We start from the raw sequence: 21231 nt of genomic DNA on the forward strand, positions 1-21231 counted from the left end.
GAAGACACCCAGGTAACGGCCCGTTCCTGAATAGCGCCGCGACACGCGGTACGCGCCACAGGTTAGTCAATACTGATTGAAGAAAATGGCGCGCCCGAAAGGATTCGAACCTCTGACCCCCAGATTCGTAGTCTGGTGTCAGTTGTTGAAATTGTTTAGTTTTCCAGCAAAAGAATAAAAAACGTCATGTTGTTTATGCAACACTTTTTATTACGTTTGCAAAACGAAAACCGCACTTTTGGAGTCTGTATCAAGGCTGTTTCTGCGCCGCAAGAGTGCCTTCCAATTTCGCAATTGCATTAACCGCCATCGTACTCGTGCGAGACAGGTAGCGGTCCAGAATCTCCTGCGCACGACGCAGCGTGTGGCCCGTGATAGAAGCAACTTCGGCGACGGTGCAGCCAGCCTCAAACAGCATGGTGACGGTCGTGCCGCGAATATCGTGGAAGTGCAGGTCGTGCTCCTCGCGTCCCGTCTTTTCGTCCACGTTGATTTTCAACCCGGCCAGCCGATACGTGACATCCCAGCACTCCGCGAAATACCTCTTCTGAAACGCCTTTTCGGTTTTGGTAAGCAGAATGAGCGCCCCGCGCCGGGGGATCGCGTCAAGGGTTGCCTTGAGGGCCTTCGTACACGGCACTCGGACATGCGCACCGGTCTTGCCTTGCCTCAGCGTTATCGTCTGGCCGTCGTATTGCGACCATGCCAGTTTGCGGATGTCGGCCTGCCGCTGGCCGGTGTGCAGCGCAAGAACCATCGCGAGTTGCATTTCCGAATCGGCAACCGACATAAAAGCGTCGACATGCTCGGGAAGCCAAATTTTGTCTGACCGATCGCTAGTGTAAGCGCGTTCGAAACCATCCAGTATGTTCTTGGACAGATCGCCGTCTTTGGCCGCCCACGAAAGGACGCGCGCCAATACAGTCACGCGGTTGTCGGCCTCGCGCGCCTTTTCCGCCGAGAACTCGTCATGCCAGGCAAGGACGCGCTTGCGGAAGTTTTTGTCTGCAAGCGCCTTTGCGCCAACTGTGCCGTATTTATCCTCCCAAAATTTGAAGACGCGCGCGTACTCTTTCTGTGTGCTCGGCGCCAGTTTCCGCCACTTTGCCGTTTGCTGGAAATCACGAAGGATACCGGCGAGCGTTCCGGCGCTGCGACCGGCGATGGATTGCTCGGCCTCCGCAATGGACGCAATGAACGCGGCCGTGCCAGGTTTTCCAGCAAGGCGCTTGCCGCTTGCACGGTGGTAGTAATACGTTTCCGTCTTCCCGGACGCGAGCTTGGCCTTGACGGTATTGATGCCTTTAAGCCGAACGCGCATTGTCCATTTCCCACTGCTCAAACGGGCTCAAGTCTGCTCGCGCTACGTCGCCATTCAGCGCCCTCAAAATTGCGTCCCGGCTCCATCGGCGAGTTCCCGTTATCGCCGGCGGCACTATGCCTTTGCGAACCCAAACGTCAAATCCGGCGGGCGTCAAGCGGCATAGGGTGGCGGCTTCGGCGCGTTTCAGGATCGGGGGGTAATTGTCATTTGCCGGCTCAGCCTTCATTGGGCACCTCCTGCTTCCCTTCTCCAGAGGGGCGCCAGCCAACAATCCTGTCATGAGAACCGACGCGCCGCCATCCTCCAATGAGCAACGCCGGAATGTACTCGTCTAATGCGATTTCTGTTTCGACAAGAGCGATGACACGCGAACCCTGTATCTGCGGCAGCGTTGAAACATCGAGCCAATCGCGTTTTTTCGGATCATCGGCCCGCACCGCCTCCTTGCGCTCAGTCATGGCGACAGTTCCTTTTCAATTTGCTGCGCCGCTCGAAGTACTTCTCGCAGCCGGCCCTCCTTTGGAACGTGCAAACGGTGGGCAATCGCTCTGAACTCACGCATGACGTGTGGGATGCGCGTTGGGCGGTTTTCCATTAGGAAGTCCAGCCATTCATCGAGCGGCATGTTGCCCTTGGCGTTGTTGCACTCAAAGCAAACGATGATTGTCGGGCCACCGCCAAGTGCTCGCGGATTGATGTGGTCCTTTGTCGGGGACTTCCGCCCCTTCTTCGATCCATTCATTGGCTCGCCGCAGTAGGGGCATATTTTTGCACCTCGGCGCTTCCTCATCACTCACCCCCTTTCGCCTGGAGGGCGCGACGGCCGGCCTTGGTGATGAAGTAGCTCGTTCCATCCTGGTCAGCGAGGCCGTAACCGACAAGAAATTCCAAGGCGGCCGACATGGCAGCGCCCCAAGGTACGGGCGGGCCTCCGTCCATCATGCTGAGAATACTCAGTTCCAAGTCCGTCAGCTTATCCATTGGACGCCTCCAGCGCTTCACGACCGGCAGGGGAATTCAGAAAGTCATCACCGATAGACGATGCCTCAAACCCTGCTGAGCGGATCAAGCCAGCCCTGCGAGCGCGGACAAAATCAGCCTCGACGCCGTAGCGGCGCGCGTCGTCCAATGTCATGTAACGCGCATCCATGGCTTTGACGCAGCGGACTAAACCCTTCTGTGCCTTCGTCAGCTTAGCCATGGTGCTTCACCTCCATGGCGCGGAGGGCGGCGATGGAGGTTACGGCGCTCGTGTGCGTGATCCAGCGTCCGCCGCGCTCCATCCATAGGAGCATGTATTTTGGCCAATCATCGATGAGGATGTCGCCGGCCGCCCGGATGTGCAGGCTTTTGTCCTTCGACGCGCAGGCAATCATCGGCTGATCTTTGCCAATATTCCTGTCTACCCATGCCCGCTTATTGGCGGCGGCTTCCTCCACAGAGCGGGGCACGCCGGTCAGGATGATTGGATTGTACCGTGAGAGACCTGTCCATAGATGGTCGAAATCCGGCATTGGAGGCAGGTCACGGTAGAAGCCGGCCGTGCGGCGCACCAGTCCCCAATCGACATTGTCATCCGCTTTGCTAGGCCGAATGCCGAAGCGCTGTTCGTAGCCAGTATCGAAGTCGGCAAGAACACCGTCCATATCCACAAAAACGGTCGCGTCCATGGCTATTCCTCCCCGCCAGGCAGCGTTTCTCCGCTCAGTGCGATCAAGATCAGATCCACGCGGGTTTCATCCAACATCGAAATCAGTGCGTCGATGTGCGGCGCAACCTCTTTGATCTTTGCTGCTGCGCGTTCGCGCTTCGCATCAAGGGCGAGCGACTTCTTCATGGCTATTCCTTTCCTGCGGCGAGGGCGGCGCGGGCTTTCCGAGATGCATAACTATTACCTGCTCCTAGTGCTTCATGAACCTCAAGCAGCCCTTCCAACGCCTCCCGCAGCCGCGCATTGTCAGCCGCGAGGCGGTCGCGCTCGGCTTCGGCGAATTCCCGCGACACCATGTGCGCATGAGCTTCGCGGGCGTATAGCTCCGAAAATCGGTCACGTTCCGCCCGCGCCTCGGCAAGCTGGCGCTTTAACTCGCCAACCTCGTTGCGCATTGATGCAAGGGCTTTCCGGCTTTCGTCCCACAGGGCCTTGGACGGCAGTTCGTCCAGTTGCTTTTGCTTCTCGGCTAGTTGGCTGGCGGCTATGTCGGCGCGGAGGTATTCGGTGCAGCCCGGTTCGCCCGCATGATCCAGGATAGAGCAGTTAATTCGGTAGGGGCTTTCGGAACCGATAGACCAAATCCGGTCGGGAGCATCAACCATTCTTCCGGCCCTCCTGCGCGATAACCTCGAACCGGCCGTCCTCGAATTCTTCGCGGGGACGCACCCACAGCGATCCGTCATCGACGCTGCGGTAGATGGCGACCTCGCGCATATCGACACGATCAACAGGCGTGCCGACCTCGAACCAGTCTTCGGACTGTATCTTGCCTATGCCAAGCAGCACGTATTCGGTGCCACGGTTCTTGTGGCGGTGGGTGGCCACCACCCGCTCATCGGCGGAATGGGGTTGGGAGACGATCTGAGACAGGATACGGCGCTCGTAGTCGGCTTGGGCAGCGGCTTTGGCCTCTACCTCTGACTGGAACACCGCTCTCGTTTCGGGGGCGTCATCAAGCCACCATGCCCATGCGCCAGCCGGCGTGGTGCTGCACGCAACGTATTTCATCCCCGGGAGCGGCTTGGCCCAGTCCACCACGCCGGGTTCCCACTCCAGCGCCTTCACCGCTACCGCCTGCCCGCCTGCGCCTATAGCGGGCAGACCTTCGAGCATGTGCTGGACCATCGCCTTGGCCTCGGTGTAGTCGAATAGATTCGTTCCCACCGGCTCGTGCTTGTATTCGTAGGGAGTGCCGGCGTTGGACACCCGCTCGAAGTGGATACCGGCGTCGGGGCCAAACGACTCCGGCAACCGCCAACTTAGGAACCGTTGCACCATGTGTTCGATCTGCGCATCCGTCACCTGCGCCGGATTGGCGGGAGGCGCGGAGGCAACATCGTCATCTACAGTCGATAGTGTTTTGAAGCGGCGCGTATCTTTTGGAAGCGCCTCGCCTGCTTGCGGCTGCGCGCTCTGTGCGGAGAGGGATTCGGCTACTGAGCGAATGTCCTCGACGGATAGCAGTCCGTCAGTCTCGGCTTTTCGGGTGAGCGCGTCCATCAGCGCCTTGTGATCATGGGTCATGAGCGTGAATCCTCGATCTCAACGTCGCCGTCGACTTCGTGAACGGTGATGTTCATTTCCTTGAGCGGGCCGACGCCTTCAACAAAGTCCTCCGCTCCTTGAGCGTAGTTCCAGGCGATGTGCTCGGCGATATAGTCAAGGTCCGGGCCGCCGCGATCCGTGATGGATGAATTGAATTCGTCCCAAAACTCGGCGTCGAGTTTGGCGAGGTCGAGCGTCACTTCGATGATCTTCGTCACCGCAACGCGATAAGTTTGCTTGCTCATTCTCCCGCCCTCCGATCTGGAGCGGAGGGGAACGCAGGCAACAAGTCCGATAGTGGAAGCCACAAGGTTGCCTCTGGATGGTCCATCGGCTTACCGGCGTCGTCGGTGCAGTCCTCGTGATACCACCAATAGCCTCGCGTCATCTGTCGCGCCGGGCGCCATCCGGCGACCACGACGCGCTCAAGTGATGGCGCAGGCATTTCCCGCCAACCCGCTTCACTGGCGGGGAGAGCGGAGAGATAGGCGCGGATTGCAACTTCCTTGCCATTGTCTCCTGTATTGTGGCGGGCGACTTCAAGCGCTTCGTTTAGCGCGCATTCGTCCAGCCCGCACTGTTGCGTGGCAACAGTCGGGGCTTCGCTGTCGTAGATAAAAGCATTGCCGGTGTTGTCGTACTGTCGCATCACGCAGCCCGCCGTTCCTGCTTGCGTCCAGCGTGCAGCTTGCCGTGCTGGCGGTTACTGTCGCGGCGGTTGTTGCTGCCACGGCTGTTGTCATTCGCGTGCTTCGGCGCGCCCATCCGCGGCTTGCGTGCAGCCAAGCGGGCGTCGTTCACGGCGCCGGGCACGGCAAGTCTCTGGCCGGTAATGTGCGCGACTTCCCGCGCCACACTGCGAACCTCCGCGGCCAATAGCGGCTGGCCGACAGTGGAAAGGTGTTCGCCGATCGACATGATCGCACCGGGCGCTGTGCCCTGCGCGATGAACTCGTCGGCGGTCAGAACGGCGTGCTTGTAACCGGCAATGGTGATGGTTGTAGGCATGTTTGTATCCTTGTGGTGGTTGGTAATTGGTGTGCGTTCCGGGTTGCGCATTGCTGCCGGGCAGCAATCGGCAAGCTAGGCGGTTAGGGCTAACTAGTCGCCGCAGCGCGGCAGATTGCGACGCAGCCATGCGGAAAGCTGCCTGTAATTACTGAACGAGCGGAACGATAAAGTTCGCATACGGCGGGTAAACTCGGCACAAAGGCACGTCCCGTCATGCCAAACCGTAATTGCTCCATCTGGACCGGCAGCGATAGTTGCTTGCCCATTGCGAGCGTTCGCCATTATTGCCCGGCAATCACGGCGAACTAGTTCCACCGAAACCGGATGCCCCTCGTGGCCACGCAAGTCGCTTATGGTTCCCATCATCAGCTTAGCCCCACCATAATCAGCACCCCGCCAACCACGAACAGCGCCAGGCTAAGCCCGGCCAGTATGGCTTGCTGCAGGCTAGGGCAGGGGTCAGGCGGGCACGGTATGTTGTGCTGGCCAACGAAGATGCCGAGGTGGGTCATGACCGGCACTCCGCCTTGGCGATGGCGGCAAGGGCGCGTATGCTGTGCTCTCGGCTGTCGTATTGCTCGGAAACACACCACTTCGCGAACGCCAACAACTCCGGCGCTGCGGCGGTCAACGCAAGAACCGCGTCTATGTCGACACCTTCGCTGACGTCATCATAGAAGTGCCCAACATACTTGCCGTCATCCGCCATAAGGACGGCGTGCGCCCCGCCCATGCCGCCGCGCGTGTGTTCCCAATACAGTTTGCCTGGCGCCCCATTGCGCCCCGCGCAATCCGGCGCTTGTGCAGCGTCCACCGCAAAAGTTGCGGTAAGCTTCTCGTTCGCGTTCATGACCGCACCGCCCACTCTGCCGCCGCCTTGGCGTCACGGCGCGCGATCTCGGCGACGATCTGCGCGGCCAGGTTGGCGTTGTGGACCGTGCCGATCCGGCGGCCCGATTCAAGGATGTCGTATTTTGGTGATGGCTGGCCTTCCGGCCGGTACGGCGCTGCAGAATGCATGGCGCGACTCCTGTGTGGTGGTTACAGGAGGGATTATGCGTATTTAGCGTATCGCAGTCAAGCGATAATCGCGTATAGGCGCGGAAATCGCACTAGTCGACCGTGAACCTGGCTACATAGCGACCGATAATCACGACGTCATCGGCAAGCACTTCATAGGTGCTGTACTCTTTATTGGCGGGGATCAGGCGCAGCCGGCGCGGTTCCGAATCGCGCACAACCTCGACTTGTTTGATTGTCTGGCCGCCGTCCTCCCACAGCGCAAAGATCCCCGGCATGTTCGGCGAGCGCTTTGTCTGGTCAATCAATACCACGTCGCCGTCCTTGATCAGCGGATACATCGAGTTTCCCTCGCACTCTATAAAGTGCAGGTGGCTCGTCGTCGTGCGTACTCGCCGCTGCAGGACTTCCGCCGGAATGGCCCAATTCCCAAGGACTGGCGCGCCGGAAATCGCGTGTCCGTTGCCAATATCAATATTGACGGTGGCGACGTCGCTACGGTTCCCAAGGCCGATCGTACCGTCAATTTGTGGGATTTCGCCTCGCGGTGTGCCGTATCGGCGTTCGCGCGTGAGCGCGGCTCGCTCGTTTTCTACTTCTTCCTCAACGGGGACATACGTTAGTTCTCGGGGCGCCCCGGTGAACCAAGCTGGCGGCACGGCGCCGATAAAGCGAACTGTGGCGAACAGCTCGTCGATGCCCATCTTCCTGGTGCCTGCGAGAAACTTGTTCACGCGGTCTGGGGAATCATACCCCCAGGCGGCGGCTAACTCGGCCTGCGTCCGCCCACTTTCGGCGAGGTGCTTGCGCACCCACTCCCGCAAAATGTCTTGATCCAACGTCATTTTTCGCTTTTCGCATATGCGATTTGAAAAATCATCTGCGATTATCGCATATTAAGGTTGACACGATATGCGATTATGGCGTATTGAGAATTAACACTAACGGCTAACCAACGAATCGAAGGACGTAGAAATGCACCGCAACCGCCTCGCCACCGCCAGAAGAACAACGTGGTTCGCGAAACCTCCCTAGCAACAGGAGCGCTGCCCGGCTGGAATGCCGGGTGGCGGTTTTGGCGTGGCGGCCACGATATTAGCGAAAACCGGAATGGCAACGCCGCCACGCACCACTTTGCAGGTCGGGGCCGGGACAACCCCGAAAACCATGTACGCTGCGCCCTGATCTGCAATCCCACACCGACGACGGCCACGCTGGAAGCGCAACCCAAACCATTTCCGCCGTCGTCGGCCACCCAACAGCCGGCCAGTCACAGCGCGAAACCCATAACGACACCGCCGGCCAACAAGGATCACGATAATGAATGCACATGTATCCCCCAGCGAGATTTGCTCCGTAGTTTCGACAAAGGCGCAGCGGAAGGCCACTAAGACGCCGAAGACCAGGGTGGTAACGCCTTCCGCACCAATTGCCAGCAGCGCGGCCAGATGCGAATCGAAGCCCAATGCGCGATCGCCGCGCGCTGGCAACCCCCACACCGGCAGCAGGGCCAGTGCCGCCTCGCAACCCATGGCTTGGACGCCCGCTGCCGGTTCCCCCATTGCCGATGGCCAACACACCCCCGCAGCCCGTTCCGGGAATGCCATCGGCAACCAATTCACTCCGGCCACTGTCCGGTCGCAACCCACAGTCGCCGCGCCGGAGTGGGCGAGCGGCCACGTACCGCTCGCACCCTACAACCCCGAACCGCTTGCCGACATCATTGACGAGATCGTCAACCTGCACCGCAGGCGGCAGGCGGTCATTCGGGCCAAGACGAAAGTTATCCTTATGATGAAAGCCGAAGTGCGCAGCCTGCTTTGCCGCGAATCGGACTTCGAGGAGGACAAGACGACCGACCGCAAGACCGCATATGGCAAGACGCCGCGGAAGCTAACCAAGGCCGCGCAGAAGAGAGTCGACGACGCGATCAAGGAAGCCTTGGCGGAAATCGCCGCCGGTATGCCAGTCGGCCTGGTGGCGTCCACCATCCAATCCTACGTGCAATCGGAAGAAATGTTCGAATCGCAGCAGGACGCCTACAAGAAGCAGCTTGTGAAGCACGCCAAGCGCCTGCCGGTTTACGAGTGGGTCAAGGGCGTGCCGGGCTTCGGCGACGTGTCATTCGCCACCATCGTTGGTGAGTGCGGCGACGTTGGAACCTACAAGTCGGTAAGCGCTGTGTGGAAGCGCCTCGGGCTGGCCGTCATCAACGGGCGGCGTCAGGGCAACCCCGGTGAGGGCGCAACGGCCCAAGTCTGGATCGACCACGGCTACAACCGCGCCAGACGCAGCGTGTCCTATGTGGCGCGCGAACACGTTATCGGCGGCATGGGCAAATGGCGGCCCGAATACGGCAGCAACCTTGGCGACGCGACTTATTACCAGCGCGTGTACGCCGAGCGCGCCCGGTATGAGGCAGCTAAGCTTGGAATGCCGATCGAGCGCAGCGACAAGGGCAAGGAGTCCTACAAGAAGCACGTCGCCATGCGCGCGCACCGTTACGTCGAGAAGCGGCTACTGAAACACCTTTATCTGGAATGGCGTCGAGCCTGACCGGAAGCGGGGCGGCCGCCCCCACGGCGGAAACCAGTCGGGTATCGCCGTCCCGCAATGAATAGCTTGCCGGCCACTTGATGAACGAAACCCAGTGTGGAGTCGCCAGCAAGCCAACCAACTGCCCGCTGCCAGAGCGGTACCGCAACCCATTGCGCATATGCGGCGGGCAAACCAACAAGGAGATTGTGGTGGCCAGAATACGGTCGAAACCCAACTAGCGCGCGCCACCACACACCATTCCCGGCGCGGCCAAGCGCCTATCGCAACCCAACAGATGTGCGCCGCGCCGGGATACCAATAAGCAGGGCGGCCAGTAGTTGAACGCAATCCATCGATGCCTTGCTGCCCTGCTTACCCCATTGCTTGCCGGCCATAAGAGGCTCGTAACCCATCGTTCGCGCGCCGGCAAGCAACACCAATTAGCGGCCATTTTGCCTTCGTAACCCATGGCCTGGGCGCCGCTAATACCAACCACAACCAGGAGAACCACCACATGACTTTCCACAGCAGACCCAAGACAGCATCCGCGCAGACGCTCATTCAGATGACCGTCGACGCAGAGCCTGACAAAATCAAGGCCGCCAAGGCACTCGTCGACCTTGCGGCTACCAACGCAACGCTCCGCGACTACCTTGTCCAACTCGGCGCAAAAACCGCCGTGGGCGACCGCATCCGCAGCGACAACGCCAAAATCTTCCGAGACGACCCGCAGGCTGCATTCGGCAGCGCGGTGCCAAAGGCGCCGCTTAAAATGCACGAGCCGCCAATCATCAGCCTCGATCACAAGCGGCGTGTTCGTCGGCTGGCGCCAACGCTACAGCTTCTCAATGTGATTCTGCCAAACGGCGTTCGCATGGCGCTCGCAAAGCGGGCCGACATTGCCAATGCGGTCGACACCTACGAGCCGCAGGCCAGGGACATGGCGCACAAGGCCAACTACTACCGCACCGTCCTTTCGCGCCTGCCGAACGGCAAGGCCGTAAAGGATGTGTTCGACGACGCGGCGCTTACCGCGATCTACAATGCCACCAAGGCGGCTGACCACGCCAGCGCGGCCTAGCCCTCCATCAACATGCACTTGACACGCTAACGCAGATTTCACTTATCAGAAATGCAAAGGGCCACGGTGTTTGCACCACCGCGGCCCCTAGAGACAACCAACCGGAACCACCACAGAACCAGCCGTTGTTGCGTGCGATATAGCGCGCATCCTCGGCCATGTCAACAGGAACGAGGATTATGGTAATGCCAGCAGTTATCAGCGCGGCCAGAGTGGCCGACCACATCAACAGCGACGGTGTGCATCGCGCGATGCGTTCGGCGCTAAGCTACACTGTGCCGCCGGGCCGCGCCCGCGACGACGCGCTCGAAGGCTACTTCGACAAGCCGCAGCCTGCGAATGACGAGCGACGCGTCTACCGAAAGACCCATAGCCGCGACGGCTATAGCGGCTACTGCAGCACCGCATTTCGTGACGTCTATATCAGCCTGCCGCGTGTCGGCATGGTGGACGGGCCGTTCCCGGAAGCAGCCAACGACAACGCCAGCCATGAGGTGCGCCATGCGCAGGAGGGCTACCATGCTGCAGCTTAACACCGAGGTGACGATCAACCAGCGCGGCCGGATCGTCGGTCGCACTGAGTTCGCAGACGGTGCCGTGAAGTATCTCATTGAGTTCGACGGAAAGAAGCACGACCGCGAGTGGATTAGCGCCGCTCGCCTGAAGGAGGTGGCAAATGGCCTGTGACGATTGTGGCGCGCCGCAGGAAGGCGATGTCGTTGAGCACATCATGAACACCGACGTGTTCGGTGTCGTGATCGGCTTCATGGGCAGCCTGGTGGCAATACGTGTCTCGCCGTCGCTGAACGTGCTGTGGTTCCACAGTTGGGAACTGCGCGAGGTTGGCGACGACGAATACCACGGTGATGGCGGCAAGGAAGATGTGCCGGACAATGTAATCCCGGTCGATTTCACCAAGAAGGTGCGGCTGGACAAGAACACCAAGACAAAGGGAGCGGCGTGACATGGGTAGCGAAGCGAAGTTTAAGGTGGGGGACAGGGTGCGACACATGGAAGATGGGTGGACCGCAACGATAACGGCGCTATTCGGTGGAGACTCCGCAGAGGTTTCTATCGACGGAAAAGGTGGCACGAACGGCGAACTACTCGCCAATCTTATCCCAATTAAGGCTCCCGTAGTCATCCGCGAGGGATGCTACTACAAGACCCGCGACGGGCGCAAGGTAGGGCCGGCGAAGCTGTGCGACAATGGCAGATACAACTCCTATTACACGCTTTGTACGTGGGTAGTTGACGGTGTTCTCTACCAAGACAATGGCACGTTCGCCGATGGTACCACTCCGGAACACGATCTCATCGCCGAATGGTCCGACGAACACACCCACACCAGCAACCCAGCAGCCGAAGTCGACAATCTGCGCGACGAGTACGGGCCGGTGGGTGTTAACGACAACAGCACGGCGGCCAAGTTCAAGGTGGGGGATCGGGTTGCTACTGACGGTGGCTACACGTTTGATCCCAGCGTTGGAACCGTGAAGGAAGTCGGAACATCCTGCCTCTCCGTTAAGGTCGACGGCCAGTATGGAGAATGGAACTATTTCGACAATGAATTGCGCCTTGTTGCTCCCACAACAAGCGGCAATGATGACGACGAGCCTGACACTAAGCTGCTTGTGTCAATCTCGGCCGACACAAGCGCGCTGGACGCGGAAATAGACCGCGTACTGAAGCGCCTGCGTAAACTCAAACGCAAGGCGCGCAAGTTGGGCATCAGCCTCGAATACAGCGAGCTTCGCGACGCCGCCTAGCGGGCCGCCTAACTCACCGCACCCACACCAACCAACCACCACACAGCCGCCTGCCGTAAAACGCAGGCGGAACGGAGGGAATATGTTCAAATATATAGGCCTTGGATTGGTAATTCTTTGCCTTGTCATGGCGCTCGTCGCGTCATTCCAGGATGACTACGCGCGCGGCACTTTCTGGATTGGCCTCGCCATCATCAACCAGATCAACACGCTAGTGGCAGCCAAATGACCGACACAACCATTGTAGCTGGCGGCTGCTTCGTTGCCGCGCTCACCGTCCTTGCTGCGGTAGCAGCATGGATTACCCACGTCCTCGTCTGCATCAAGGCTTCGGCGTGGATCCTGCTGGCCTTCGGCTGCATCGTCGCGCCGGTCGGCGTCATTCACGGCGTCGGCGTTTGGCTGGGGGTGTTTTGATGGTGCCCCGCGAAGACAGCCCCTGGTCCAACATGAACGAATACGACCCGCAACTGCACGGCACTCCCGAACAGCCCAACCGCGCACCGCAGCGTTGGCTCGGTCTGCTTATCGTGCTGGCCGTTGTCTGCGCCGTCGTGGCACTTATGGGCGGCGCCGGGACGCTACCGATGTACGTGAAAGGAGTTTGAAGGTGACGGGCGTGACATTAACACTTGCGGCTGCTGCTTACGCGGCAGGCGCAAGCATTCCGGCGCTCTTTCGCGCCAACTACGACTACGTATTCACGGTATGCGTGCACGTCGCTGCGTTCGCGGCCATCCTCGGGTTCTTGTGGTTGTGACCGCACCTAACCCCGGCCCTCTGGCCGCGTTCTTCACCGCGCTCGTGATCGTGGCGCTCATCGCAACATGGAGGTTTAACGTTGGCTATTGACTGGAATGAAGGTGTCCCGCTGGACACCATTGAAACCGAGCCGGCATTCTGTGTTTTCTACGCAGGCGCCAAGGCAGGCAAGACGACGCTCGCCAGCGAGTTCCCATCGCCCCTGTACGTGCGCACCGGCAAAGGAGAACGTGCGCCTGCCGGTGTTACCATGAAGTCGTTCGGCATTTCCGAGTCTTATCAGGACGTGATCGATCAGGCCGATTGGTTTCTGAACATGAAGCACGACCGCAAGACGTACATCCTGGATTCCGCGGACGGGCTTGAGCAGCATATCTTCGCCGAGGTGTGCCGCAAGAACAAAGTCGCCAGCATCGAGGACATTCCTTACGGCAAGGGCTTTGGGCAGGCGGCGGAAATCTGGCACGAGTTTGTGGCGAAGATGCTGGAGCTTAAGGCCGCCGGGTACTACGTCGTCATCCTTTCGCACGTCAAAGCCAAGACGGTTCCCGGTGTCACGACGGATTCCTATCCGCGCTACATGCCAAACCTTCGCGATGATGCGGTTGGCATCATCGTTGATGCGGCTGATCTAATCGGCTTTCTGCATCAGCGCGTGTCAATCCGCAAAGAAGACGTTGGCTTCAAGAAGACCAACACGCGCGGCGAAGGCGGCGGTGACATTCTTATAGCCGTGCAGGAGCGCCCAGGCTTCATTTCGGGCAACAGGTACGACATCGAGAAGCCGACGCTGCCGTTCAAGCGCGGTGAAGGCTTCAAGGTGCTGGATCACTACTTCCAGCGCAATGCGCTCGCGCCGGTTGCCGATAACGACAATGACCCGGAACTCGAGGCCGAGGCGGCGTAAAGGTGAAAGCTGCTAACGATAACGCACTTCCTAGAACGCGGGCTGAAGCGCGCGAGAAAGGCAGTAAGCACTACTTCACGGGCAAGCCATGCGTACATGGCCATATCGACATGCGAACAACTCGCGATGCCATCTGCGTGGAGTGCAACCGTGAACGAGCGCGCAACTTCGTGAAGATGTTCCCAGAGAAAAAGAAAGCCCAAGACCGTGCATACTACTGGGCAACAGTGGAAACTCGTCGAGCGTACGGCCGCGAGTATTCCGCATTGCATGCTGACGAAGCAAAAGAGCGTGCCAAGCTATGGCGGCTGAATAATCCGGAGCGGGCCGCGCACAACGACAGGATAAAACGCGCCCGGAAGCGCGGCGCGGATGGAACGCATACAGCGAAAGAAATTGCCGCCCTCATTAAGAAGCAAAATTACAAATGCGTCTACTGCGGCACAAGCATCAGAAAGAAGGAGAATAGGCACGTAGACCATATCATGCCGCTAAAGTTGGGCGGGGCCAACGACATCACCAACATTCAGATCCTTTGCCCCACCTGCAACATGTCCAAAAAGGCAATGCATCCCGTCGATTATGCGCAACGCATCGGCCTTTTAGTCTAACCAGGAGAACCACCACAATGGCCAATCTCGGCGTAAAATTCGAGGCCACCACCGAGGAGACCGAAAACCAGGGCGGTAGCTACGAGCCGCTGCCGCATATGTACGCGGAACTTTGGGCAACCGCGATGGACCTTGACGATACCAAGGACAAGCGCGGAACGCAGGCAGCAATCAACTTTGAAGTGACCGCACCGGAAGAATGGAAGGGAAAGTCGTTCAAGGAGTGGTGGACGATCGACCATGCGGACGGTAGCGCGAACAACTCCTATTGGAAGTTCGGCAAGCCGCAGTTGTCGCGTTTCGGGCGCGCGGTTGGCGTGAAGATCGGGCCGGACACCGACACGGACGACCTGACATTCAAGACGTTTGTTGCTGAGGTGAACTACCAGCCGGAGCGACCTGACGGCAAGGGTGGCACGTACAAGGCCAAGAACCAGATCGGTCGGTTTTTCTACACCGACGATGCGGCTAAGGAACCTGTGCCGGAACTTGGCGTCATCGAGGACAAGCCGAAACCTGCAAACGACAATCGCGCGCCGGCTGCCAACGATAACAGCAAGCCCGCCGCGGCGGCCAAGAAGACGCCGTGGTGATGCGGCGGCGGTAGGTGGCGCAACAACGGCGGCTGGTTGCTAACCGCGACTGGCCGCCAGCAACCGGACAAGGAGAACAGTATGGCATACGAAGCCGAACGGCGACTAATCAACCAGGCGCTGCCACTGCGCTTTGACAATGCGTTTGTAGCGGGCGGCGCGGTTACGTCGGTTTTTACCGGCGCGAAGATCAATGACGTTGACGTGTACTTCAAGTCGCGCCGTGCATTCGAGACAGGCGTTTATCAGGCGTACGAAGATGGACTATGGTGCGTTGCGGCCAGCAAGCGGGCGGTTACGTTCGTGCGCGACAACCAGATCGTGCAGATGATGCACCTCGACTTCTTCCCGACCGCCGAGGCGATTTTTGCTGCGTTTGACTACACGATTTGCATGGGCGCGCTCGATTTGGATGCCCGCGTCAAGTCGCATTGGGATGGCGTCAAGATGGTTGCGACCGGCGAAGAACACCCCGACTCCGGCTTCATCTTCCATCCCGACTTCCTGAAGCACAACAGCCAGCGATTCCTCAAGTTCAACCCAGGCACGCGCTATCCGCTGGCATCGGCTACCCGCGTTCTGAAGTACCAGCAGCGCGGCTACACCATCGGCAAGGGCGACATCATGAAGATCGCGCTGGCCGTGCGGGGTGTTCGGTTGGAGACTTGGGACGACCTCAAGGACCAGATCGGCGGCGCGTATGGCGACAAGGTTGTGTTCGAGAAGGAGGACACGCCGTTTACTCTGGAGGCGGCGATAGAGGCGCTGACCGTCGAGGACGCGAACGACGAGCCGTGGGCGCAGCCTGCGAATGACAACATGCCGGGCGATGCCATGTCTTTGCTGCGGCACATCGCCGACCTGAGCGGCGTTGAGTTTGTGCCACCGGTACTCGATGAGGATGAGTGGCCGAAGGCCGAAGAAGTGAAGGAGGCCACGTGATGACCATTCCCGAGTTCAAGGCATGGCTAGAAGGCTTCGAAGCAGCCATGGGAGACTCCCCGACCAAGGAGCAGTGGGAAGCCATCAAGGCCAAGATCGCGCAGTTGCGGGCGGTTGACGTTGCACCGCTGCCCAGCGGCTACAAATGGCGCCATCCTTGGTGGGAAGTACCGTTAGTGCGGTACGAGGATGACCGTACGGTTCCGCTCCGCACCCACTAACCCATCTGTGGCAGGCCGCCACGCCAGCCACACCTCTTAATTTTGGAGAACACCATGCGTATTGAGCGCCACGCTCTTGCTCGCCTTTTGACCAGCGTTACCAAAGCTGTTCCGGGCCGCAACACGATCCCGATCCTTGCAACAGTCCGCCTGGTAGGCAAAGACGGCAAACTGACTGTAACCGGCACCGATCTGGACATCGAAATCGCCGGCTCAATCCCCGCGGACGGCGAACTTGCAACCTGCGTCGATGCCAAGCTGTTCGCGGCGGCTATCGGCAAGATCGCGGGCACAGAAGTCGAACTTGCTATCGAAGACAACGTGCTTGTCGTTAAGTCGGGGCGAAGCCGCTACAAGTTGGCTACGCTCCCGGTCTGCGACTTCCCTACGATGAACTACGGCGACTTTGCCGTTGAGTTTGAGGCTGACATGGCGTCGATGTTTGCGCCTGTCGCCTACGCCATGTCGGACGAAGCCACGCGCTATTATCTCTGCGGAGCGTACTTGGAGCCGAAAGCCGTCACCGCGACGAATGGGCACAAGCTGTCCACCGTGGCGCACGAGTTGCCAGACTTCGCCCCGGTGATCGTTCCGTCAGCGACGGTCGCGCTCGCGCCGAAGGGTAGCGCCAAGGTGCGACTGTCCGGCACCAAGATCCAGTTTGTCACTGATGATTTCACCCTGACGTCAAAACTGATCGACGGAACGTACCCCGACTATGAACGGGTAATCCCGCGCAACCTGGCAAACATCGTCGTCGTTGACAGTGCCGCGCTCAAGTCGGCAGCCGACCGTGTGGCTATCGTGGCGACGGATAGGACGCCCTCTGTCCGTCTGGACCTTACCAGCGAGGAGGTTACGGTATCTTCACGCGGCGATAGTGAAGCCACCGACGTCGTGCCGTGCGTCTATGACGGTCCCGCGCAGGCTGTTGGCTTCAACGCGCATTACCTGGTCGAAGTGCTCGGGAGCCTGCCGGCTGGCCCTGTGAAAATGGCGGTGGGCGATTGCATGGGGCCGGTTGTGTTCACCAGCGATGCGGCCCCGCAGCAGCGCGTCGTGTGTATGCCGCAGAGGGTGGTGTGATGTTCATTTTTGAAGACGAATTCGGCTTTGACGAGGAATTGCGCGGCAAGACTGCCGCCGTGAATGCAATCAACGCAATTCGGCGTGGTGACGCGACGGATGCAATCACGATTCTTGAGCGCGAATTTCTACCGCAGTGGGAAGACATTGCCGATTGCGAGACGGCTTACAGGGAGGCGATGGGGCGATGAAGATCATCGGGAAGGATAATTTCGATCGGGAATCCGTTGCCGATATTCTCGTTTGTGAAAACGTAGCGAACGAATATCTCGGCGAACTTATGGTGGACGCTCTTAACGCTGCCTCCGGTGAGGGCGGTGCGCGTTTCTATAGCCTCCGTCCCGACGACTACAAGCTTTGGCGTGGCATGGAGGAGGTTGTTTAGTTGGCACGAATCCCCCCACCCCGCACCAGCACGGTAGCCGCGATCTATCGCGCATACGAGTCCGCCAACACACCCCGCGACGGCAAGACGATCCCGGTCGGCCAACTTGCCGAACCTTGCGCAAGAAAGCTTTGGTACGACTTCCGGTGGGCCAGTCCGCACGAAGAGCACAGTGGCCGGATACTGCGCCTGTTCGAGACCGGCAACCTGGAGGAAGAGCGCTGGATCGACAACCTGAGAATGATCGGTTGCGAAGTCGTCGATCGGCAGGAAGATGGCAGACAAATCCGTGTTGACCTGTGCGGCGGCCACGTAGGCGGTTATCTCGACTCGGAAATCCTCGGCCTGCCGGAAGCGCCAAAGACCTGGCACGTCGGGGAAATGAAAAGCCACAATGCCAAAAGCTTTGCGGCGCTCAAGAAGGACGGCGTTCAGAAGGCCAAGCCGCTGCATTACGGTCAGATGCAGGTTTACTGCCATGCTCGTGGGCGCGATAGGGCAATCTACCTTGCCGTTTGCAAGGATACGGACGAGCTTTACGCCGAGCGTATCCACTACGACGCAGAATACTGCCTGCGCCTGCTAGCGAAGGCCGAGCGCATACGGGATGCCAGCGAGCCACCGCCGGGCGTCGACAACTATACGTGCCAGTGGTGCAAGCATCGGGCGATTTGCAAGGAGGATGCGTGGCCGCGATCGAACTGCCGGACGTGCCTGTATAGCAGCCCGGAAGAAGGCGGCACATGGGCGTGCAGCCGGTTTAACAAACCGTTGTCGCTAGAGGAACAGGCTGCCGGATGCCCCGCGCATTTGACGCTCCCCGGCTTAGTTCCTGGCGAACAGATCGATGCAGACGAGGAGGCCGAAACCGTAACCTACCGCCTGCGCAACGGCCAGATATGGCGCGACGGCGCTGCGAATGAGAATGACAAGGAGGCGCCTGATGCAGCCTAACCCCGCCACCGACCGGCCTGCCGCCTTCGACGCAGCCGTACTGGCCTACCGCCCAGCCTTACGAGCCTACATCAACAAGCGCGTGCCTGCCGGCAAGCGGGAGGACGCCCTGCAGGACGTGCTTGAATACATCTTCGCGCACTGGCGCAACTTTCGAATTTCCAACGGCGCCAACCCATACGGCCAAGGCTCTGGCTTCTACATATGGCTGATGTGGCAGGCGCGCGGCTGCCTCAAGAACGCCGCAGAGCGCAAGCGCCCGACGCTTGTGCTGGTCGACAATTACAAGCGCTATCACGGGCAAGTCGCTCCGCGGCAGGAAGACATCGTTACTGCCGGCCAGGTCGGAGAGCGGCTTTCCGATCGCAGGGGCAGCGTTGTGTTGCGGCGCGCCATGGGCTTCGGGCTTGCGGAGATCGGCACGGACATGGGCATCAGCAAGGAGCGCGTGCGGCAGTTGGAAATGGCGGGTAGAGAGAAGCTGATGCGGCAACGGAAGAGGTTGGTGGCGTGACTGTAATGTGCCCCATTTGCAAACAACCAGCCTTGCGCACCGTCACCAAGTGGGGTGACCGTAACGATTGCTGTGGCTTGTGGTCATGGGGCGACAAGCAACTAGTGGATGCTGAAACGCATGAGGCTCGCAAGGCTGCACACGATGCCTTTGATCCGCTTTGGCAGAGCGGGAGAATTAGCCGCAGCGAAGCGTACCGCGAGCTAAGGCGCGCACTGCAGATAAGCGAAAAGTCCTGCCACATGGCGCGCATGAAAAAAGAGTTGGCGCTTCAAGTGCCGAGTGCGGTTGAGAGGATAAAGGCAAGGTTGAATGCTTGAACTGCGACCATACCAGCGAGAGGCGGTTGACGCGCTTTATGCGTACTGGCGCGAAAAGCCCGGCTCGCCGCTTATCGTCTTGCCGACCGGTGCCGGCAAGTCCCTCGTACTTGCCACTATCTGCAAGGAGCTGATCCGCGATTACCCGACCTTGCGCATTCTGATTTGCACCCATGTCCGCGAATTGATCCTGTCCAACTTCCGCGAGCTGCTGAACATCTGGCCGTTCGCCCCGGCAGGTATATTCAGCGCTGGCGTGGGCAGGCGGGACGCGCATTCGCAGATCATCTTTGGCGGCGTCCAGACGATAGCCCGCCAAACCGCCGCAATCGGCCACGTAGACCTTGTTATGGTCGACGAGGCACATCTTATGCCCCGCAAGTCAGAAACGCAGTACGGGCAGCTTCTGGCCGGTTTACGGGGTATCAATCCAGACCTCAAGCTGGTTGGCTTGACGGCGACACCATATCGGCTTGGCGAGGGCAGCCTTCACGAAGGTGAAGGCGCGCTGTTCGATGACATTTGCTTCGAACAGCCCATCACCGCCATGATCGATGGTGGATACCTGGTGCGGCCGATCTCGAAGGGGATGGCCACCACCTACGACGTATCTGGCGTCGGCAAGCTTGGTGGCGACTACAAGCAAAACGCATTGCAGGCCGCCGTCGACAAGGACGACCTGACGCGGGCCGTGGTGGATGAGATTGTCGCGTACGGTGCAGGACGGCACGGCCCAGAGCGAAAAGCCTGGCTGTGCTTTTGCAGCGGTGTCGAGCACGCCCACCACATGCGCGACGAAATCCGCAGCCGCGGCTATTCCTGCGAAGCGATCGACGGAACGACGCCGAAGGGCGAGCGCGACAAGATATTGGAGGACTTCAAGGCTGGCCGGCTGCGCGCACTGACAAACAATTCGGTTCTGACCACCGGGACCAATCTGCCAATCATTGACTTGGTGGCGTTCTGCCGCCCAACTCAATCGGCCGGACTCTATGTCCAGATGGCGGGGCGCGGCCTGCGGCTTTACCCTGGCAAGGAGAATTGCCTGTTTCTGGACTTCGCGGGCATTGTGCGGAAGCACGGGCCGATCGATGCAGTCGTGCCGCCCACTGCACGTAGCGGCACAGGCGAGGCGCCGGTGAAAATCTGCCCGCAGGAGTCGGGCGGCTGCGGCTCCCTAGTACACGCATCGTGCCGCCAATGCCCCGACTGCGGCTACGAGTTTCCGGTTGACGACACGCCGAAGATTCACGCGCACGCGGAAGACGTGCCGATGCTGTCAACTGCTGAGGCGACGTGGCGCCCCGTCAAAAAACGGGCGTTCAGGTTCAAGGAAAGCGCGAGCGGTGGGCCGCCCTGCGTTGAGGTTGTCTACACCTGCGGCCTAACACCGATAAAGGGGTACGTCTGCCCACAGCACCTAGAGCACCAAGATCCAAAGAAGGGCCGGTACGCCAAAATGTTCGCAGACAAATACTGGCGACGACATGGGGGCAAAACTCCCTTTCCTAAATCCGTCCTGGAATTCCTTGAGCGTCAGAATGAGTTACTGCGAACCGAAGCAATCGAGGTCAAGCCGAACAAGAAGTTCAGGAGTAGCCCGTGGAAGGTCGAGGATTACCGCCCCGCACCAGCCAACGACAACGAACAGGGACACGAGCAGGGGCATGAACAGGAGGTAATGGCAGCATGACACCCCGAACCGCACTAGCAACCGAATACGGGCCGATACAGGCTGACGACATACTGCGCATGCTTAAGCTCGCCGGCTACATCGTGGTTGTCAAGGACGCGATCCGGTTGGCGCAGGTGGCGGCGTACTACGAAGCACTGGAGGACGCACGCATGGGGCTGGTGCGCGCAGATAACGGCAACGAGCGTGACCAACCGCAGCAGCGCGCCGCCTAGTTATTGCCGCGCAAGCACAACCGGGC

The 21231-nt window shown here is 59.7% G+C and carries 38 protein-coding genes; 22 read left to right on the plus strand and 16 right to left on the minus strand.

Annotation, left to right across the window (positions count from 1 at the left end):
• Window positions 1–250: 250 nt before the first annotated feature.
• From ACFOHJ_RS11390 to ACFOHJ_RS11465, 16 genes are all read right to left on the minus strand, one after another.
• On the minus strand, window positions 251–1321 hold the full coding sequence (locus ACFOHJ_RS11390; protein WP_378220619.1) for a tyrosine-type recombinase/integrase: 1071 nt from the start codon (window positions 1319–1321) through the stop codon (window positions 251–253).
• A 218-nt stretch (window positions 1322–1539) separates the two neighbouring features.
• Window positions 1540–1782: a hypothetical protein gene (locus ACFOHJ_RS11395; protein WP_378220620.1), complete on the minus strand. Its 243-nt coding sequence runs from the start codon at window positions 1780–1782 to the stop codon at window positions 1540–1542.
• Window positions 1779–2114 carry an HNH endonuclease gene (locus ACFOHJ_RS11400; protein WP_378220621.1) on the minus strand — a complete coding sequence of 112 codons (336 nt, stop codon included), beginning with the start codon at window positions 2112–2114 and terminating at the stop codon, window positions 1779–1781. Before ACFOHJ_RS11400 ends, ACFOHJ_RS11395 begins: the two co-directional genes overlap by 4 nt.
• A complete protein-coding gene (locus tag ACFOHJ_RS11405) occupies window positions 2114–2305 on the minus strand; it encodes a hypothetical protein (protein ID WP_378220622.1) in 192 nt (63 codons plus the stop codon). The genes ACFOHJ_RS11400 and ACFOHJ_RS11405 overlap by 1 nt, the downstream gene beginning before the upstream one ends.
• Window positions 2298–2525 (minus strand): hypothetical protein, encoded by a 228-nt coding sequence (locus ACFOHJ_RS11410; protein ID WP_378220623.1) that lies wholly within the window; start codon window positions 2523–2525, stop codon window positions 2298–2300. Before ACFOHJ_RS11410 ends, ACFOHJ_RS11405 begins: the two co-directional genes overlap by 8 nt.
• On the minus strand, window positions 2518–2994 hold the full coding sequence (locus tag ACFOHJ_RS11415) for a 5' nucleotidase, NT5C type (RefSeq protein ID WP_378220624.1): 477 nt from the start codon (window positions 2992–2994) through the stop codon (window positions 2518–2520). The genes ACFOHJ_RS11410 and ACFOHJ_RS11415 overlap by 8 nt, the downstream gene beginning before the upstream one ends.
• Window positions 2995–2996: 2 nt before the next feature.
• Window positions 2997–3161 (minus strand): hypothetical protein, encoded by a 165-nt coding sequence (locus ACFOHJ_RS11420; RefSeq protein WP_378220625.1) that lies wholly within the window; start codon window positions 3159–3161, stop codon window positions 2997–2999.
• A gap of 2 nt (window positions 3162–3163) precedes the next feature.
• Window positions 3164–3640, minus strand: a complete 477-nt coding sequence (locus ACFOHJ_RS11425; RefSeq protein WP_378220626.1) for a hypothetical protein — start codon at window positions 3638–3640, stop codon at window positions 3164–3166.
• A complete protein-coding gene (locus tag ACFOHJ_RS11430) occupies window positions 3633–4562 on the minus strand; it encodes a hypothetical protein (RefSeq protein ID WP_378220627.1) in 930 nt (309 codons plus the stop codon). Before ACFOHJ_RS11430 ends, ACFOHJ_RS11425 begins: the two co-directional genes overlap by 8 nt.
• Window positions 4559–4828, minus strand: a complete 270-nt coding sequence (locus tag ACFOHJ_RS11435; RefSeq protein WP_378220628.1) for a hypothetical protein — start codon at window positions 4826–4828, stop codon at window positions 4559–4561. The genes ACFOHJ_RS11430 and ACFOHJ_RS11435 overlap by 4 nt, the downstream gene beginning before the upstream one ends.
• Entirely contained in the window at window positions 4825–5232 is a 408-nt protein-coding gene (locus tag ACFOHJ_RS11440; protein ID WP_378220629.1) for a hypothetical protein, read from the minus strand. The genes ACFOHJ_RS11435 and ACFOHJ_RS11440 overlap by 4 nt, the downstream gene beginning before the upstream one ends.
• Window positions 5232–5591 (minus strand): hypothetical protein, encoded by a 360-nt coding sequence (locus ACFOHJ_RS11445; protein WP_378220630.1) that lies wholly within the window; start codon window positions 5589–5591, stop codon window positions 5232–5234. Before ACFOHJ_RS11445 ends, ACFOHJ_RS11440 begins: the two co-directional genes overlap by 1 nt.
• Before the next feature lie 511 nt (window positions 5592–6102).
• Window positions 6103–6444 (minus strand): hypothetical protein, encoded by a 342-nt coding sequence (locus ACFOHJ_RS11450; protein ID WP_378220631.1) that lies wholly within the window; start codon window positions 6442–6444, stop codon window positions 6103–6105.
• A complete protein-coding gene (locus ACFOHJ_RS11455) occupies window positions 6441–6614 on the minus strand; it encodes a hypothetical protein (protein WP_378220632.1) in 174 nt (57 codons plus the stop codon). Before ACFOHJ_RS11455 ends, ACFOHJ_RS11450 begins: the two co-directional genes overlap by 4 nt.
• Before the next feature lie 92 nt (window positions 6615–6706).
• Entirely contained in the window at window positions 6707–7459 is a 753-nt protein-coding gene (locus ACFOHJ_RS11460) for a LexA family transcriptional regulator (protein WP_378220633.1), read from the minus strand.
• A 186-nt stretch (window positions 7460–7645) separates the two neighbouring features.
• Window positions 7646–8146: a hypothetical protein gene (locus ACFOHJ_RS11465; protein ID WP_378220634.1), complete on the minus strand. Its 501-nt coding sequence runs from the start codon at window positions 8144–8146 to the stop codon at window positions 7646–7648.
• On the opposite strand from ACFOHJ_RS11465, the gene ACFOHJ_RS11470 reads away from it, so the two are divergent.
• From ACFOHJ_RS11470 to ACFOHJ_RS11575, 22 genes are all read left to right on the plus strand, one after another.
• Complete coding sequence (locus ACFOHJ_RS11470; RefSeq protein ID WP_378220635.1) at window positions 8145–9170, plus strand: hypothetical protein; 1026 nt, start codon at window positions 8145–8147, stop codon at window positions 9168–9170. The two genes, ACFOHJ_RS11465 and ACFOHJ_RS11470, sit on opposite strands and share 2 nt — an antisense overlap.
• A gap of 496 nt (window positions 9171–9666) precedes the next feature.
• On the plus strand, window positions 9667–10233 hold the full coding sequence (locus ACFOHJ_RS11475; RefSeq protein ID WP_378220636.1) for a hypothetical protein: 567 nt from the start codon (window positions 9667–9669) through the stop codon (window positions 10231–10233).
• A gap of 185 nt (window positions 10234–10418) precedes the next feature.
• Complete coding sequence (locus tag ACFOHJ_RS11480; RefSeq protein WP_378220637.1) at window positions 10419–10766, plus strand: hypothetical protein; 348 nt, start codon at window positions 10419–10421, stop codon at window positions 10764–10766.
• Complete coding sequence (locus ACFOHJ_RS11485; protein ID WP_378220638.1) at window positions 10753–10920, plus strand: hypothetical protein; 168 nt, start codon at window positions 10753–10755, stop codon at window positions 10918–10920. The genes ACFOHJ_RS11480 and ACFOHJ_RS11485 overlap by 14 nt, the downstream gene beginning before the upstream one ends.
• Window positions 10910–11197, plus strand: coding sequence for a hypothetical protein (locus ACFOHJ_RS11490; protein WP_378220639.1), 288 nt, complete (start codon window positions 10910–10912; stop codon window positions 11195–11197). The genes ACFOHJ_RS11485 and ACFOHJ_RS11490 overlap by 11 nt, the downstream gene beginning before the upstream one ends.
• Window position 11198: 1 nt before the next feature.
• Complete coding sequence (locus ACFOHJ_RS11495) at window positions 11199–12002, plus strand: hypothetical protein (protein WP_378220640.1); 804 nt, start codon at window positions 11199–11201, stop codon at window positions 12000–12002.
• An 82-nt stretch (window positions 12003–12084) separates the two neighbouring features.
• A complete protein-coding gene (locus tag ACFOHJ_RS11500) occupies window positions 12085–12231 on the plus strand; it encodes a hypothetical protein (RefSeq protein WP_378220641.1) in 147 nt (48 codons plus the stop codon).
• Window positions 12228–12419, plus strand: coding sequence for a hypothetical protein (locus ACFOHJ_RS11505; protein ID WP_378220642.1), 192 nt, complete (start codon window positions 12228–12230; stop codon window positions 12417–12419). Before ACFOHJ_RS11500 ends, ACFOHJ_RS11505 begins: the two co-directional genes overlap by 4 nt.
• 32 nt (window positions 12420–12451) lie before the next feature.
• Complete coding sequence (locus ACFOHJ_RS11510; protein WP_378220643.1) at window positions 12452–12610, plus strand: hypothetical protein; 159 nt, start codon at window positions 12452–12454, stop codon at window positions 12608–12610.
• Between the two features lie 233 nt (window positions 12611–12843).
• Entirely contained in the window at window positions 12844–13671 is an 828-nt protein-coding gene (locus ACFOHJ_RS11515) for an ATP-binding protein (RefSeq protein ID WP_378220644.1), read from the plus strand.
• 2 nt (window positions 13672–13673) lie between these two features.
• Window positions 13674–14282, plus strand: coding sequence for an HNH endonuclease (locus tag ACFOHJ_RS11520; RefSeq protein WP_378220645.1), 609 nt, complete (start codon window positions 13674–13676; stop codon window positions 14280–14282).
• A gap of 17 nt (window positions 14283–14299) precedes the next feature.
• Window positions 14300–14875 carry a hypothetical protein gene (locus ACFOHJ_RS11525; RefSeq protein WP_378220646.1) on the plus strand — a complete coding sequence of 192 codons (576 nt, stop codon included), beginning with the start codon at window positions 14300–14302 and terminating at the stop codon, window positions 14873–14875.
• 81 nt (window positions 14876–14956) lie between these two features.
• Entirely contained in the window at window positions 14957–15817 is an 861-nt protein-coding gene (locus tag ACFOHJ_RS11530; protein ID WP_378220647.1) for a hypothetical protein, read from the plus strand.
• Window positions 15817–16038 carry a hypothetical protein gene (locus ACFOHJ_RS11535; RefSeq protein ID WP_378220648.1) on the plus strand — a complete coding sequence of 74 codons (222 nt, stop codon included), beginning with the start codon at window positions 15817–15819 and terminating at the stop codon, window positions 16036–16038. Before ACFOHJ_RS11530 ends, ACFOHJ_RS11535 begins: the two co-directional genes overlap by 1 nt.
• A 54-nt stretch (window positions 16039–16092) precedes the next feature.
• Window positions 16093–17124: a DNA polymerase III subunit beta gene (dnaN, locus tag ACFOHJ_RS11540; RefSeq protein ID WP_378220649.1), complete on the plus strand. Its 1032-nt coding sequence runs from the start codon at window positions 16093–16095 to the stop codon at window positions 17122–17124.
• Entirely contained in the window at window positions 17124–17315 is a 192-nt protein-coding gene (locus ACFOHJ_RS11545; protein WP_378220650.1) for a hypothetical protein, read from the plus strand. Before dnaN ends, ACFOHJ_RS11545 begins: the two co-directional genes overlap by 1 nt.
• Window positions 17312–17509: a hypothetical protein gene (locus ACFOHJ_RS11550; protein WP_378220651.1), complete on the plus strand. Its 198-nt coding sequence runs from the start codon at window positions 17312–17314 to the stop codon at window positions 17507–17509. Before ACFOHJ_RS11545 ends, ACFOHJ_RS11550 begins: the two co-directional genes overlap by 4 nt.
• Window positions 17510–18463, plus strand: coding sequence for an oxidoreductase (locus ACFOHJ_RS11555; protein WP_378220652.1), 954 nt, complete (start codon window positions 17510–17512; stop codon window positions 18461–18463).
• Window positions 18453–18977: a sigma-70 family RNA polymerase sigma factor gene (locus tag ACFOHJ_RS11560; protein WP_378220653.1), complete on the plus strand. Its 525-nt coding sequence runs from the start codon at window positions 18453–18455 to the stop codon at window positions 18975–18977. The genes ACFOHJ_RS11555 and ACFOHJ_RS11560 overlap by 11 nt, the downstream gene beginning before the upstream one ends.
• Window positions 18978–19009: 32 nt before the next feature.
• A complete protein-coding gene (locus ACFOHJ_RS11565; protein WP_378220654.1) occupies window positions 19010–19297 on the plus strand; it encodes a zinc-finger-containing protein in 288 nt (95 codons plus the stop codon).
• Entirely contained in the window at window positions 19290–20990 is a 1701-nt protein-coding gene (locus ACFOHJ_RS11570) for a DEAD/DEAH box helicase (protein WP_378220655.1), read from the plus strand. Before ACFOHJ_RS11565 ends, ACFOHJ_RS11570 begins: the two co-directional genes overlap by 8 nt.
• Window positions 20991–21049: 59 nt before the next feature.
• Complete coding sequence (locus tag ACFOHJ_RS11575) at window positions 21050–21205, plus strand: hypothetical protein (RefSeq protein WP_378220656.1); 156 nt, start codon at window positions 21050–21052, stop codon at window positions 21203–21205.
• Window positions 21206–21231: the final 26 nt, after the last annotated feature.

Source organism: Aquamicrobium soli (assembly GCF_042646345.1).
GTDB classification, from domain to species: Bacteria; Pseudomonadota; Alphaproteobacteria; order Rhizobiales; family Rhizobiaceae; genus Mesorhizobium; species Mesorhizobium soli_A.